The sequence below is a fragment of the Pandoraea sp. NE5 genome, from assembly GCF_024363545.1.
GTDB classification, from domain to species: domain Bacteria; phylum Pseudomonadota; class Gammaproteobacteria; order Burkholderiales; family Burkholderiaceae; genus Pandoraea; species Pandoraea cepalis.
This window is the reverse complement of record NZ_AP025517.1, coordinates 3,984,951-3,999,867: the sequence shown is the minus strand read 5'-3', so window position 1 is coordinate 3,999,867 and position 14,917 is coordinate 3,984,951. Positions and strand designations below refer to the sequence as shown.

Genomic DNA, 14,917 nt, shown 5'->3' with positions numbered 1-14,917 from the left:
CTATCTCAGCATATTGCATCCAAAAACGTATTTTTGAATGCACTTGGATCACCCTGCTGCGCTTTCCATCCGGGAATGGCGTCCTGATGACGCCTCCAGACATAGTGGCGAAGGAGAATACTCGTATAATCTCCATGTATACAATCGCATCAAAAAGACACATCCACGGAGCGAGATAGACAAGCATGGCCGAAACCATTGCCGCACGAATCTGCCGGGTGTTGACCGGCGAGATCATCGACGGACGCCTGCCGCCGGGACAGAAGCTCGAGGAAGTCGCGCTGGCCGAGCGCTTCAAGGCGTCGCGTACGCCCATTCGTGAAGCGCTGCGCGAACTCAATGCACGCGGCCTCATTGAACTCACCCCGCACAAGGGCGGCGTGGTGGCGAGCATCAGCGTCGACGATCTGTCCGACATGCTCGAAGCGATGTGCGAACTCGACGCCCTGTGCTGCCGGCTGAGCGCCCAGCGCATGAGCGCGATGCAGAAGAAGCAGCTCGAGATGATTCACATCCAGAGCAAGCAGTGCATGGATGCGGGCGACGAAGCCGGCTATCTCGCGCTCAACCGCGAGTTCCATCAGTTGCTGAGCGCGGGCACGCAGAACAAGACGTTGATGGCGCTGATCGACAGTCATCGTGAACGTCTGGCGCCCTTCCGCGCGGCGCAAGCCGATGTCGAAGAGCGCTTCGCCGTGTCGTTCGACGAGCACGAGCGCGTCGTCGAGGCCGTGCTCGCGGCCGACGCCGAAGCCGCCTATAACGCCATGCGCAGCCACACGGCGCGGTTGAGCATTCATGTGCTCGAACGCCTGCAACACAGCCGCAAGCTGAGTTAAGCCCCGCCCCCGCTCGTCTGTCCAGGCCGGCTTCGTTCACACGGCCGGCCGATACGCTCCTGTCGCTGACGCCCCCGATGCCCGCACGCACGCATCGGCCTTCCTGGGGGCATCGCTCCAATTCCCCGATTGGTGCATCGGTGCCCATCCGCGCAACGCGAGTCGCGACGCCGCTTTGCACGCAACTGTCACTCATAAAGCGCAGCCCGCGCGAGGTTGAACATTGCCGTCGCCGTTTCTAGGCTCCATCCGTGAAGCGCGTTGCCGCGTTTCGCGCGCGGCCGGCAGGCCGCTGGCTTAGAGACCGCCATCGTCCGATGGACGGCATCCAACTCAGCCTTTCGTGGAGAAACACATGTCGCAAATCACCGATGTGCTGGTCAGCATCGACACCAAGACGATCGTCGACCGGTACGGCAAGAACTCCAGCATGGCGAATCCCCCCCTCATCGACTTCAAGCACGTCTTCATGATCGTGGCGCAGGGTAACGTGGTGAGCGGACAGGCGGGCGGTGAGCTGGACGTCGCGGCGACCGTCGGCGACGTCATCCGGTGGCGCGAATGCTCGCTCTCGCTCGGATTCGAGCAATCGTGCATCTTCTACAAGTTCATCGGCAATCAGGGCAACGACCTGATCTCCCCGCCCTCGCCACGGGAAGCGGAGGTCACGATCCCCGTGCCGAATCCGCCCGACCCGACCCATCCGAAGAAGCAGACCTGCTCGAACTACTTCTGGTCGTGCGAAACGCTCAAGACCGGTCGCGTCACCTACCACTTTCAGTTCATGATCCTCGATCGCAGCGGTAATTTGTGCGGCTGCTACCAGTGGGATCCGTTCATCACCATTCGCAATCACTGACGAGCGCCGCGCCGCGATCCACGACGCGCCAATCCGGGCGCCCGATCGCGGTCACCTAGGCTCACGGCAAGGAATCCCAATGTCCAACGCAAACACCTCCGACGGCGATGGCGAATGCGGTGCGATTGCCGACGTTCTGCTTGTCATCGATACCGTGACGCTGCTTGACCAGCACCCCGAAGCGATCGACGCGCCCGTGGGCGTAGACGCCGACTGCTGCCATGCGCTGGCCGCGGATAGCGCGGCGCTCACCGGTGTCAATGCGGCGCAATGGCGTGTCGACGTTCGCCCCGGCGACCGCTTGCGGCTGCGCTGGACGCCGCTCGCCATGCGTGGCGAACATGCCGTGATGCTCCAGCTCTGCCTCGATGACGAGACAACGCTGAGCGGCCTGCAGTTGCATTGCCTTGAGCACGCCACGCGCTACGCGCCGCAATCGGGTTCGCCGCAGGCCGCCGTCGCGCGCGACGCCCCGGATGCCTTTTGGCAAGCCGATGTCGTGGGCAGCGGCACGGCAGCGCTGACCATCGAGGCCATCGTCACGGACCGCGATGTCCATGTGCTCGGCCGATTTCGCTGGCCAATGCGCGTGGTTGTGCCCTGAGCGTCTTCATTCATTCAAAAATCGAATGTCACCCATTTTGATATTTAATTTGTCGATGGATGGCGGGTTCGCTATCTTGTGCATCTTTCCCGATGGTTTCGCCCCCACGAAACTCCGCGATCAGAACGACACAGGAGCCATCAATCATGTCGAAGACTACGTATTACGCGCCGCAGGGTGGGCATCCGAGCCAATCGGAACTGCTGACCGACCGCGCCATGTTCACCGAAGCGTACGCCGTCATTCCCAAGGGCGTGATGCGCGACATCGTCACGAGCCATCTGCCGTTCTGGGACAACACGCGCCTGTGGGTGCTCGCCCGTCCGCTCTCGGGCTTCGCCGAGACCTTCGCGCAATACATCATGGAAGTCGGAGCGGGGGGCGGCAGCGACCAACCCGAGCAGGATGAAAACGCCGAGGGCGTGCTGTTCGTCGTCGAAGGGGAGATCACGGTGACGATCCAGGGCAAGGCGAACCGCCTCACCCCGGGCGGCTATGCGTTCCTGCCGCCCGCGACCGACTGGCAAGTGCGCAACCACAGCCAGGGCACCGCCCGCTTCCATTGGATTCGCAAGCACTATCAAGCCGTGCCGGGTTTGCCGGCCCCTGAGCCGTTCGTGAAGCACGAGCAGGACGTCGAGCCGATTCCGATGCCCGGCACCGACGGCCGCTGGGTGACGACGCGCTTCGTCGACATCCAGGACATGCGCCACGACATGCATGTGAACATCGTGACGTTCCAGCCCGGTGGCGTAATCCCGTTCGCGGAAACTCACGTCATGGAGCACGGCTTGTATGTGCTCGAAGGCAAGGCCGTCTATCGCCTGAATCAGGATTGGGTGGAAGTCGAAGCCGGTGACTTCATGTGGCTGCGCGCCTTCTGCCCGCAGGCGTGCTACGCCGGTGGCCCCGGCCCGTTCCGCTACTTGCTGTACAAGGACGTCAACCGTCACATGAACCTGACGCTGGGTGCCCAGCCGAAGTAAGTGCCGAAACAAGCGCTGAAACCGGTGCCGTAGCAGGCGCTGAAATCAGCGTCTGCGCTATGCGCCCCTTGGCGCCCATCCCCGCACGCATCCCGCCGCGCGCGTCGCTCACTTCGGCGCGCGCGGTTTCGTCGCGAGCATCCCGACGAGCACTTTGGCGAGCGCCATCACCATGGCATCCGCCGTCGGTCGGTGAAAGATCGCCAGCTCGAAGGCGTCGATGACCGGTAGCCCCTGCGCCCGGCCAAGCACCGCATGCCGCGGCAGTACGGCGCGCGGCGGCACCAGACTGATTCCCATCCCGTCGGCCACCGCGCCCTGAATGCCGCTCAGGCTGGAACTGGTGAAGCTGATGCGCCAGTCGCGTCCCATCGTCTCAAGTGCATGAATCATATCGTCGCGATACAACCCGCGCGCGGGAAACGTCACGAGCGGCACCGGATCGCATCCGAACGACGGATGCGTTGCGCTGTCGATCCACGCCAGCTTCTCGGGGCGGCTCGCCACCGATTCGCGACTGCCGCGACGCTGCTTGACCAGCACGAGATCGAGTTCGCCGCGATCGTAGCTCGCGAACAAATCGCGGCTCAGGCCGCTCGTGACTTCGAGCTTGACCTGCGGATACTGCCGATTGAAACGCGCGAGCACCTGCGTCGTGGCGCCGGTCGCGAAATCCTCCGGCACGCCCAGCCGCACCGTCACTATCACGGCTCCGGAGAGCGCCTCGAACATCTGGTCGTTGAGCGCGAGCATCTGACGCGCATGGCCGAGCAATCGCTCGCCCGCGTCGGTGGCATGGACGTCGCGATTGCCGCGTTCGAGCAACTTGTGCCCGACCAGGTCTTCGAGACGCCGCACCTTTTGGCTCACGGTGGATTGCGTCGAATGCAGACGCGCGGCCGCCGCCGTGAAGCTGCCGCAATCCGCCACCGTGATGATCGAGCGCAGCAGATCCAGATCGAACAGCGGGCGATTCGATTTTGCACTGCCAGCCATGTGAAGTATTTACGTTGTCGATGGATGGCAGCACTTGTATCACGCGCGACAACCGAGCGTCAAAGCCCCAGGGCCCGACCATCGCTGCGAGGATCGTGGGCACCGCTCATCTGCCCGTGCGCACCGATGCGAATCGCACCGGGATGGCCCGCCAACTGACTCTGCGGCGGCAGCTCGCTCATCTCGTGCCCACGCGCGGCCAGCGCCGCGAACACTTCGGCACCGGCATCCTGTTCGAGCTTAAGGGCATCGCGGCTGTCGGAGAAGGTCTTGCCGAGCAGGAAGCGCGGCCGTCCCAGCGCGGTGAGCGGATCCATCTCGTAATCGATCAGGCGGGTGAGCACCGCGGCCAGCGTCTGCGGTTGCCCGTCGGCGCCCTGCGTACCGTAAAGCAGTTGCGGGCGTCCCTGCTTCAGATACATGCCTGGATTGAGCGTATGGAACGGGCGCTTGCCACCGTGCAGCACGTTCGGACTCCTTGCGTCGAGACTGAACGACGCGCCCCGGTTGTGCCACAGCACGCCCGTGTCGCCCAGCACCACACCGCTGCCCCAATCGAAGTAGACGGTCTGCAGCATGCTCACGCAGTTGCCCTGACTGTCCGCTGCACCGATGTACACCGTGTCGCCAGTCTTGAACACATGCGGCCACGGCATGGCGCGATCCATGCGAATGCTGCGGGCATGCGCGTCAAGGTGGGCGCTCGCCAGCAAGCGATCGACCGGCACATCGACGAAATCGGGGTCGGCTACATAGCGATTGCGGTCGATGAATGCGAGCTTCACCGCCTCGACCAGCACGTGGTAGTAGTCGGCGCTGCCCTCCGGCATCGACTTCAGATCGAAGCGATCGAGAATGCCCATGATCTCTAGCGTTGTCACGCCCTGCGTCGGCGGACGCAGCCCGAGCAGCTCGCCGTCGCGATAGGCCACGCGCAGCGGCACTTCCTCGCGCGCCTGCGCCCGTGACAGGTCGCCGGCGCGCAGCGGCGAGCCGGCCTGCTTGAGGCCTGCCGCGATGCGGCCGGCCAGATCGCCTTCGTAGAACTCGCGCCCGCCATGGGTGGCAATGCGATCGAGACTGCGCGCCAGTGCCGGCTGATGAAAGCGCTCGCCCGCCTGCGGAATGCGGCCGTTCGGCATGAAGACCGAGGCGAAGCCTTCCCAACCCTGCAATTCGGCCGCGCGCAATGTTTGCCAGAAGTGTTGCGACGGGGTGACCGGGAAGCCGTTTGCCGCATATTCCGTGGCGCGTGAGAACAGCGACGACCACGCCTGTTGTCCCCCCCATTGCTGGCGACTGAGGTCGAATGCCTTGTCCCAGATCGCCACGGTCGCGGCCGTGGTCAGCGCCGCCCCCGGACCGCGCACGGGGATGGCGCCGCGGTAGGCCGGCACCTGTGCGGCGGCTTGTCCGATGCCCGAGAGCGTACGCACGTTGCCTTCGCGGTCGCTGATCACCATGAAGGCGTCGCCGCCCAGACCGGTGAAGTGAGGATACGTCACGCTCAGCACCGCGCCGATGGCAATCGCGGCCTCAATGGCGTTGCCGCCCGCGCGAAGCACTTCGAGTCCCGCCTCGCTGGCCAGCGCGTGCGGACTGGTGACCATGCCCCGCGTCGATTGCGCAAGGCGCGGGCCGGCGTCGGCTCGTGCGTCGGCTCGTGCGTCGCTGTGGGCGGCTTGGGCCGCGTCGGCCGCCGCCGCGGGCAGCACCGCGCTACCGGCCAATGCAGCTGTGCCTCGCAGGAAGTTTCGCCGCGTCGTGCTGCCGGCGGTGTCGCCAGTCGCGACCGGAGGTGTCGTGGTCAGCCCATCGGCCATGTCTTGTGCGAACGTCATGCCGTCCGTCTCCCCAAACAATGTCATTGGAAGGCGAAGCGCGCCCGACACCGGCAGACGCTTCGCCCCGATCCCATCCGTGCGTCGAGCCGGAACCGGCTCGCACCGTGCCGCCGCCCCGGCTGGATGCGCGAAACGGCAGGCTTGCGTCAGACTTCCGCCTTCCAGCCCTTCCAGTGGCGTTGATGCGTCACTTCCGGGGCCGAGAAGCGCTCCTTCACCCAGGCGTAGACCGGGCCGAGGGCGTTCATGGCGACGGCCGCCCCGAGTGCCGCCAACGGGTCCTGTGCCACCGGGCCGAAGCCGCCGAACAGCGTGGCGAAGTACGTCGCGAACCCGAAGAACATGCCCGGAATGAAATTCAGTGCCGGGAACACGCGGGCCAGCGCCATCATCGAGCCGTTGCCCGCGAAAAGAATCACCATCTCCGCGGCGACAAGAGTGTTACCGCTGAACTGGGCACCCGCTTGCTTGAACCCCAGCACGATGAGGCATGCGAAGCACGCGCCCACCGGCAGCGTCGCCCAGATCCGTTTTAGGTTCACCAACGTGGGTCCCCCCATGGCAAAGGTGGCGGCCCAACTGATAAAGATCGCCCAGGGCGGCAAATGCAGCGGCAGCATCGCGATCGGGATGGTGGTGACGGCCAGTAACGAGGCAACGACTTCCGCAGGCAGCTTCTTCATGAGTGTCTCCTTGAGTGTGATGAGAACTGCATTACGCGCAACAACAGGAATGCCGGTGAATCTCGCAGTGATGCTGCGTCACGACCGTGATTCGGCCGCGTTTGATCACCCACAGGCGTGGCGGGATGTCGAGCAGCACATCGGCCACCTTGAACGTGTCGAGAATGATGAGATCGGCTTGTTTGCCCACGGCGATGCCATAGTCGTGCGAGAGTCCGATGGCACGCGCGGCGTTATGCGTGCCCATGTCCAGAATCGCCTGCTGGTGCTCCGGCACGCCGAATTGCGCCACGTGCGCGAGCAGATTGCCGATCTGCAACATGTCGGCCTTGCCGAACGGCGTGAAGGCGTTGCGCACGTTGTTGGACGAATACGCCACGTTGACGCCTGCGGCATGCAACGCCTTGACGGGCGTGAGACCCCGCCGAGGGTTCTGCACGTCCTTGCGCCCACCCAGATAAAGATCGGTCGCGGGCAGCGTGACGATGCTGATGCCGGCAAGACGGATCTGCTCGATCACGGGCGCGAGTTCGTCGTTGTCGAGCGCACCCAGGCTGGTCACGTGCCCCAGCGAGACCCGGCCCTGATAGCCGGTATCGATCGTGCGCTGCGCAATGTACGAGATGGCCGCGAAACGCTGATCGCTGGTGTCGTCGGCAAAGTCCGCATGCATGTCGATGGGCGCATCGAAGCGCTGCGCCAGCTCGAACACGATGTCGATATGGCGCTTGGTGTCTTCCCAGTTCAGCTCGTTGTAAGGGCATCCGCCGACCACATCCGCCCCCATGCGCAGCGCGTCGATCATCAGCTCGTAGGTGCCCGCCGACTTGAGAATGCCCTCCTGCGGGAACGCAACGATCTGCAGATCGAGCAAGCTTTGGTACTCATCCTTGAGCGTGAGCAGCGTCTCGACCCCGATCAGCCCCTGAATCAGGTCAACGTCCGGATGGGCGCGAACCGCGACGGTGCCGTTCTTGATCGCCATGTCGAGGACCTGACGCGAGCGATCGAGCACGTCCTCGCGCTCCTGCCGGCTCTTGAGAATGCCGGTCACGCGGATGGCCTCGTCGAGCGTGCCGAAGCGTGCGGGCAGACGGCGATGCAGCAGTGCCTTGTCCAGATGCAGGTGCGCCTCGATAAGCCCGGGAATCGCCGCGCGGCCTTGCGCGTCGATCTCCTCGGTCGCGCTGGCGTCGATGCCGGGCTCCATCGCAGCGATGCGTCCGTCTTTGATGGCGATGTCCACGAGCGGCGCATCGTCGCGCACGCACACGTGTTTGATCAGCAGGTCCACATGCATGGTGCGGTCTCCTTACGTCTCAGGGTTGAATGAAATGCTGGCAAGCGCCGGCCGGGTGGCAGTAAGTCGGTGCCCCGCCTTCGGGGCTTGAAGCAAGATTAGGGGAGTGCCCGCGGGCGGGGCATCGGGATTTGCTGGTTTTCGTCTAAGAATTTCCCTAGACGCAGTGCAGCAAGCGAAACCGAGGGGGGACGCGAGTGGCCGATGATCGCGTCGGGAATGTCTTGCGCGTTGGGGGCGTGGGGCGCGTGTGGGATCAGGCGTCGGTGCCGGCGACGATCAAGCCGTGTTCGATGGCGTAGAGCACGAGGCCCGCCGTCGACGGAATGTCCATCTTGGTGAGGATATTGGCCTTGTGCGTACTCACGGTCTTGGCCGAGAGCGACAGGCAGCGTGCGATCTCGTTGATGCCATGGCCCTCGACCAGCATCTGGAAGATCTGGAATTCGCGGGCCGTCAGCCCACTGTGCGGCAACGCCTCGGCCGGTTGCTGCAACTGGCGCACGAGCTTGTCCGCGACCAGGGGCGAGACGACCGTGCCGCCGCGTGCCACGCGCCGGATGGCGCTCATCAACTGTTCCGACTCGGCGTTCTTGGTGAGATAGCCGGCGGCCCCGGCGCGGATGGCCTGCACCGCGTATTGCGATTCGCGGTACATGCTGAGCACGAGTATGGGGAGCGCCGGATACGTTGCCTTGATCTGCGCGATGAGGGCAATGCCGCTCTTGCCGGGCATCGACATATCGAGCAGCAGCACGTCCACGGCGATCAGGCGAAGCCGGTTGAGGACATCCGCGCCGTCCACGGCTTCCGACACCACGCACATGTCGGGTGCCATCGAGATGATCTTTTTCAGCCCATCGCGAATGATCGCGTGGTCGTCGGCAATCATGACACGCATCACCACTCCCTCTCGTTCGTCAGGTTCATTAGGTCCGTGAGGTTCGATGGAGTCGCCAGGCTCGTCGCGTTCATCGCGTTGGCGGCATCATCGTCGGTCAACCCTGCCGCAGGTGCGCGCGCAGGAATTCTCACCCGCACGCGCGTTCCGTGTCCCGGGGCGCTTTCGATCTCGAACGCGCCGCCCAGCATCAGCGCGCGTTCGCGCATGCCCATCAGACCGAGGCGCTGACCGTCCCCGGCCCGTGCAGTGTCCATGCCCCGGCCATCGTCCGCGATGCTCACGTAACAATCGCCGTCGCGCAGCTCGAGCGCCACACGCACCTGCGACGGCTGCCCATGTCGGCTGGCATTCGTGAGCGACTCCTGCACGATACGGAAGATCGCCGTGCTGCATTCGCTGTCGAGACGCGTAGTCACCGCTTCCGGCATGTCCAGCTCGCACGGCAACCCATGCCGCTGCGCGAACGATTCGGTCAGCCACTCCAGCGCGGCGTGCAGGCCCAGCTCGTCGAGCACGGCGGGCCGAAGATCGGCCGCGATGCGATGCACCGCGTCGATGGTCTCGTCGACCAGGTCCTTGAGCATCTGGATATGGGCGGACCGATCGGCCGGCGACGCAACGGGTTGCGTGTCCAGGTAGCTCAGGCCCAGCCGAAGGCCGCCCAGCCACTGCCCGAGTTCGTCGTGAAGTTCGCGCGAGAGTCGCGTGCGTTCCGCTTCTCGCACCGTTTGCAGATAGGCGGAGAGCTGACGCAGTTGCGCGCGCGAGTCGAGCAATGCCGTTTCGGAGCGCTTGCGGTCGGTGATGTCGCGAGAAATCCCAACGGTGCCCACGATACGGCCAGCCGCGTCGCGAACCGGCATCTTGACGGTGTCGAACCAGCGCGGCGCGCCGTCGGCCCCCGGCCGGCTCTCTTCGTAGCGCCGGCGTTCGCCGCTGGCCACGACCGCTTTGTCGGTGGCGAGGTAGACCTTCCCCCATTCCGAAGACCAGACCTTGTCGGGCGTGTTGCCGATGATCTCGGCTTCCGTGCGGCCGCAAGCCACCAGGAAAGCGTCGTTGACGAGGATGTAGCGCGACTCGGTGTCCTTGAGCCAGGCCTGGTCCGGAATGTTGTTCAGAATCGCCCGGTGCAGCTCTCCATGCGTCTCCACTTCGTCTCCTTGGCCGGCAACGGACTGCCGCAGCGGCGCGGCGACGTTACGCCCTCACGCGCTCGCGAACGGGGCGCTCGCCCCATCGACAGCACACCGTGACGTCGGTGCCGGTCCGCCCCCAATATAGCCAGACCGGCGCCTGGGCGCGCCTCTAGTTTTCCCGCATATCGCCATGCTGCGGGGCTGACGCACGCCCGACACCTCAGCCTTCATACCCCCGGAACAGCCCGCACAGCCGGAATACATCTTCCGTGAATGGCGTGCCCTTGACCTTGCAATAGCGGCTCGCCAGCTTCATCAGTTCCTTGATGTCGCGTCCGCTCGCGTTCGGGTAACGGCTCGCGAGCGACTCGATCAGCGCGTCGTCGAGCGGCGCACCGACCTGATCGGCCTGCATCCGCCAGAGCCGACGCGCATGCGACGGCGATGGCGTCTCGTAATGGATCGTGGCGATACAGCGCGACAAAATGGCGTCGTCGACGTCGCCGCTCCGGTTGGTCGTCATGAACAACAGGCCATGGAAGTATTCCAGCGAGCGCAGAAATTCCGCGACGATGGCGTTGTGCTCCAGATCGTTGTCGCGCCGGCGGATGTACACGTCTGCCTCATCGAGCAGCAGGATGGCATTCCAGCGCATGGCCCGACGCAGAATGCTCATGAGCGTGGCCCCGACCGACGCCGCGGTCGTCCCCAATTGCCCCGAATGCACTCGGTAGAGCGGCTTGCCGACGACTTCGGAATAGATCTCCGCCGTGAGCGTCTTGCCGAGTCCCGGGGCGCCCTGGCAAAGGATGGTCGCACCGCCCGATTTGCCGGGCACGAAGTCCGGCATCATCACCTCCATGTTCGATGTCAGGATGTCGATCAGGTCGTGATGATGCGCCGGCAGCACGAGCTTGTCCCGCAGCCCCGGCTGATACGCATACTCGGTCATGTTCTGCACGTGCACCCAGAGGTTGCGGTGCCAGTCCAGGTGGAACACGTGCACATAGCAATGCAGCGGAATGGTCTCGAACCCCTGCGCGACCTCGGCGTTGCGCCAGAAGTCCGCATCGCACGCCATCTCGAAATTGCGCTCCAGGCGCTCTTCGTCGTTCACGCACTTCGCTGCCGCGCCGTCCACCACGCGAATCAACTCGGTCGCGCCTTTTGCATCGACGGAGAACGCCGCGCGGCGCAGTACGAACTGCGCGCCGAAGGCACGCTGCACGCGCAGAAACCGCTGCGCATGCTGTTCGTATTCGCGCTTGAATTCGGCGCACTCCTTGTAGAAACCGAACTCGGCGAGCAGCTCGGGAATGGTGCGATTGGCGATGTCGTCGCGCGTGAACACGAGCGACGTGGTCATGCCCGAGCGGCGCAGGCGATGCTCCGTCAGATTGGAATTGGCCGACTGCATCGTGTTCGCCAGCATGTCCATGACGACATAAGGCGATCCTTGCTCCGGCTCCACATGGCGCAAGCGGCGCACGAGCCACGGCAGCAACGCACCGTCACGGTGACGTTGGTACAGCCAGCCATCGATGACGTCGCGCGCCAGATAGGCGACGAGGCCCGGCACCAGCTTGTCCAGACTTGGGATCACCCGCGCCTGCGGGGCATTGAAGACGTTGTCGAGCGCGAGCATCTGGAACATCAGCGCCCGTTCGTTCTGCGTCTTGCACAGCACGTAGAGCGTATTGAGCGACTTGGCGTCGAACCAGTGGCTCGACACTCGCAGGTTGCCGCGACACACGCCGTAAGCCGTCAACTGTTTGCCCAGCGTTGAATCGGTGCCGATCAGTTGCAGCAGCGGATGAATCAGTGACTCGGGAATTTCGAAATCCATGAACGGCACTCCCCGTAAGGCGTATGGCCCGTGCGTACGTTGCCCCGTGGCAAGGCGCGTGTCAGGCGAGAAAGAAGTCGACGGCACGCGCCACGACGTCCGGCTCGATGATGTGCCTTCCGTCGAACTCGACGAATTGCACGTCGTAGCCCGCCGCCGCGAGCTTGCTGGCGTTTTGACGGCCGCTTGTCTCGATGGGCAGTTGTTCATCGGCGCGTCCGTGCGCGATGAAGACGCGGGGCTGCCCTTCCTGAACGAAGATGGACATGAAGCCGCCCGAGAACGCGATCACATGGGTCGCAATGTCGCCGTTCGTCACCCCGATGGACAAGGCGTAACTCGCCCCGTCGGAAAAGCCCGCGAACGCCACACGCCCTGTGTCGATGCGATACCGGCTGGCGACCTCGCGCAGCGCCGATTGAAGACGCTCCAGATCGGGGCCGTTGCCGCCGATCACGATGTCCCACGTCGGAAAGGTCGAATGCGGTGCGAGCACGAGAAACTTGTGACGCTGCGCATGCGGCTCAATGAACGGCAACACTTTTTCCGGAAAGCCGCCCGCGCCATGAAACATGACAAACAGAGGAACGGCGGTGTCGGTGGGGAGATCGGGCGGCACGTAAAGCACAGTGTCACGCTGCTCACTCAACCCAAGCGAGTGACGGCCGGAAGGCCAGGGGGACAGCAAGGCCGCGCCGGATGACGTCGGCGCAGGCACCGCTGCGCCAACGTCGGGAGAGGCGGACGTCAGCACGTCCGGTGACATTCGTCCAAACAACGAAGGGTCGAACATAGCGAGGAGATTGTCTCGTGATCGTTGATGTTATTGATATATTGTATATCAATAAAGATCTCCGCCGATGTCCGATATGCCTTTGGACAGCCGCCTTATTCGGCCATATAGGCGGTCAATCCTGCCACGAGCGCGTCGAAGGTGACTTTGCAGCGCGGACTCTGACGCAAGTCTTCGTGCATCGTGACCCACGTTTGCAGTGAGAAGCGAAAGGCATCGGGCAGCACGCGCACGAGCCGGACATCTTGTTGCGCCAGCGGCACCTGACACGCACCGATGCCGTAGCCTGCCCGGATCATGGCCAGTTGCGCCAGATCGCTGTCGGCGCGAAACGCAAAACTATCGCGTGACCAGACGGGCATGCCCCGTGTGGCCTCGCGGATGAACGGCGTCATCTGATCGAAGCCGATCATCGTGTGATGCGCGAGATCGGCCAGCGATGTCGGCACGCCGTAGTGCGCCAGGTAATCGTCGCGCGCATGCAGGCCGACGTCGATGTTTCCGACGCGACGCGCCATCAGCGCGTCCTGCTGTGGCGGCGCCATTCGCACGGCAATATCCACCTCGCGATGCAGCAGATCCTGAATGCGGTTCGTGGGTACCAGTTCGATGACGAGGTGCGGGTGGGCGCGTCGCAGCGCGCTCAGGATCGGTGGCAGCACCTCCACGCCAACGACCTCGCTCGCCGAGAGGCGCACGACGCCGTTCGCCCCCTCCCCTTGGCTTGCCGCCGCCCGCTCGAATGCCTGCGCGGTGTGTTGCATCGCCTGCGCATGGGGTCGTAACGATGCCGCCGCATCGGTGGGCAGCAAGCCGGTCTGCGAACGCGTGAAGAGCGTTTGCCCCAGCACCGCCTCCAGTGAGGCGATATGACGGCCGACCGTCGGCTGCGTAATGCCCAACGCACGCGCCGCGCCGGAGAGCGAGCCCTCGGTCAGCACAGCGAGAAACGTCCGGCAGAGATCCCAGTTCAGTGGTGTCACCATACAAAAATGTATAGCCGATAGATGGTTTTAGGCAATTTTAATTGAATTGCCTCGCGCGGAGAATGGCGTCACCGACAACATTCAAGGAGCGGCATCATGCACTACGGGTCCCAACACAAAATCTCTCGCGCGCTGGTTCTCGGGGCGACCGGTGGCATCGGCGGCGAAGTCGCGCGTCAGTTGCTCGCCGCCGGCTGGCATGTGCGCGCGTTGCGTCGCGGCGGTGCGCCGCGTGCCGCTGCATCGCCCGCCGGCATCGAGTGGTTCGACGGCGACGCCATGAAGACCGGCGACGTCCTCGCGGCGGCACGCGACTGCGAGGTGATCGTGCATGCCGTGAACCCGCCCGGCTATCGCCACTGGGACACGCAAGTGTTGCCGATGCTCGAGAACACGCTCGCGGCCGCCACGATGCATGGCGCCACGATCGTTCTGCCGGGCACGGTCTACAACTACGGCCCCGAGACATTCCCGGTCCTGCGCGATGACGCCGCGCAGCGGCCGCGCACACGCAAGGGCCGCATCCGCGCGACGATGGAAGCCCGTCTGCGCGACGCGAGCCGGCACGGCGTGCAGACGATTATCGTTCGCGCCGGCGATTTTTTTGGTGCGCAATCACGCAATAGCTGGTTTGGACAAGGATTGGTGAAGCCGGGTCGGATCGCGCGCGTCGTCCAGGTGCCCAACGCACCCGGCGTGGGTCATCAATGGTCCTATTTGCCCGACGTCGGCCGCGCGATGGTCATGCTCATCGAGCGTCGTCATGCGCTCGACGCCTTCGCCACCTTCCACATGGCCGGGCATTGGGATGCCGACGGCACTCAGATGGCGGCCGCGATCACTCGTGTCATGGCGCGACACGGTGTCGACGTCAAACTCCGTCGATTCCCGTGGTGGCTCGTTTGGGCGGCATCGCCCTTCGTCACGACGCTTCGCGAGCTGCGTGAAATGCGCTATCTGTGGCTGCAGCCCGTGCGCATGGATAACACGCGACTCGTGGCGACGCTCGGGCATGAGCCTCATACGCCGCTGGACGTCGCGCTGAGCGCCACGCTCGAAGGGCTCGGATGCTTGCCAGGTGGCGGGCCTTCAGACAGCACGCCGGCGGCACATCCGACCCCCGGGGCGCGGTAGCGCG

At 64.3% G+C, this 14,917-nt stretch carries 14 protein-coding genes; 5 read left to right on the top strand and 9 right to left on the bottom strand.

The window, feature by feature from the left end; all coding sequences use genetic code 11:
- Positions 1 to 185: 185 nt before the first annotated feature.
- From PanNE5_RS18185 to PanNE5_RS18170, 4 genes are all read left to right on the top strand, one after another.
- Positions 186 to 839, top strand: a complete 654-nt coding sequence (locus PanNE5_RS18185) for a GntR family transcriptional regulator (RefSeq protein WP_017232170.1) — start codon at positions 186 to 188, stop codon at positions 837 to 839.
- 355 nt (positions 840 to 1,194) lie between these two features.
- The gene (locus PanNE5_RS18180; protein WP_130026056.1) at positions 1,195 to 1,698 is read left to right on the top strand and encodes an inclusion body family protein; all 504 of its coding nucleotides are present in this window, start codon (positions 1,195 to 1,197) and stop codon (positions 1,696 to 1,698) included.
- A 79-nt stretch (positions 1,699 to 1,777) separates the two neighbouring features.
- Positions 1,778 to 2,302 carry an AidA/PixA family protein gene (locus PanNE5_RS18175; protein WP_017232173.1) on the top strand — a complete coding sequence of 175 codons (525 nt, stop codon included), beginning with the start codon at positions 1,778 to 1,780 and terminating at the stop codon, positions 2,300 to 2,302.
- Between the two features lie 146 nt (positions 2,303 to 2,448).
- Positions 2,449 to 3,288 (top strand): bifunctional allantoicase/(S)-ureidoglycine aminohydrolase, encoded by an 840-nt coding sequence (locus PanNE5_RS18170; protein WP_017232174.1) that lies wholly within the window; start codon positions 2,449 to 2,451, stop codon positions 3,286 to 3,288.
- A gap of 108 nt (positions 3,289 to 3,396) precedes the next feature.
- Here PanNE5_RS18170 and PanNE5_RS18165 read toward each other — a convergent pair whose 3' ends face one another.
- From PanNE5_RS18165 to PanNE5_RS18125, 9 genes are all read right to left on the bottom strand, one after another.
- Positions 3,397 to 4,284: a LysR substrate-binding domain-containing protein gene (locus PanNE5_RS18165; protein WP_017232175.1), complete on the bottom strand. Its 888-nt coding sequence runs from the start codon at positions 4,282 to 4,284 to the stop codon at positions 3,397 to 3,399.
- A gap of 59 nt (positions 4,285 to 4,343) precedes the next feature.
- Entirely contained in the window at positions 4,344 to 5,894 is a 1,551-nt protein-coding gene (locus PanNE5_RS18160; RefSeq protein ID WP_410007595.1) for a gamma-glutamyltransferase family protein, read from the bottom strand.
- Between the two features lie 380 nt (positions 5,895 to 6,274).
- Positions 6,275 to 6,811 (bottom strand): DUF1097 domain-containing protein, encoded by a 537-nt coding sequence (locus tag PanNE5_RS18155; protein WP_017232176.1) that lies wholly within the window; start codon positions 6,809 to 6,811, stop codon positions 6,275 to 6,277.
- Positions 6,812 to 6,842: 31 nt separating this feature from the next.
- Positions 6,843 to 8,111, bottom strand: a complete 1,269-nt coding sequence (locus tag PanNE5_RS18150) for an amidohydrolase family protein (protein WP_261938536.1) — start codon at positions 8,109 to 8,111, stop codon at positions 6,843 to 6,845.
- Positions 8,112 to 8,367: 256 nt separating this feature from the next.
- Positions 8,368 to 9,015, bottom strand: coding sequence for a response regulator transcription factor (locus tag PanNE5_RS18145; protein WP_026131643.1), 648 nt, complete (start codon positions 9,013 to 9,015; stop codon positions 8,368 to 8,370).
- Positions 9,012 to 10,169, bottom strand: a complete 1,158-nt coding sequence (locus tag PanNE5_RS18140) for a PAS domain-containing protein (protein WP_261938535.1) — start codon at positions 10,167 to 10,169, stop codon at positions 9,012 to 9,014. The genes PanNE5_RS18145 and PanNE5_RS18140 overlap by 4 nt, the downstream gene beginning before the upstream one ends.
- A 205-nt stretch (positions 10,170 to 10,374) precedes the next feature.
- On the bottom strand, positions 10,375 to 12,000 hold the full coding sequence (locus PanNE5_RS18135) for an AAA family ATPase (RefSeq protein ID WP_261938534.1): 1,626 nt from the start codon (positions 11,998 to 12,000) through the stop codon (positions 10,375 to 10,377).
- 61 nt (positions 12,001 to 12,061) lie between these two features.
- Complete coding sequence (locus PanNE5_RS18130; RefSeq protein WP_026131644.1) at positions 12,062 to 12,793, bottom strand: alpha/beta hydrolase; 732 nt, start codon at positions 12,791 to 12,793, stop codon at positions 12,062 to 12,064.
- Between the two features lie 95 nt (positions 12,794 to 12,888).
- A complete protein-coding gene (locus tag PanNE5_RS18125) occupies positions 12,889 to 13,779 on the bottom strand; it encodes a LysR family transcriptional regulator (protein WP_261938533.1) in 891 nt (296 codons plus the stop codon).
- 96 nt (positions 13,780 to 13,875) lie between these two features.
- On the opposite strand from PanNE5_RS18125, the gene PanNE5_RS18120 reads away from it, so the two are divergent.
- Entirely contained in the window at positions 13,876 to 14,913 is a 1,038-nt protein-coding gene (locus PanNE5_RS18120) for an NAD(P)H-binding protein (protein ID WP_261938532.1), read from the top strand.
- Positions 14,914 to 14,917 lie beyond the last annotated feature (4 nt).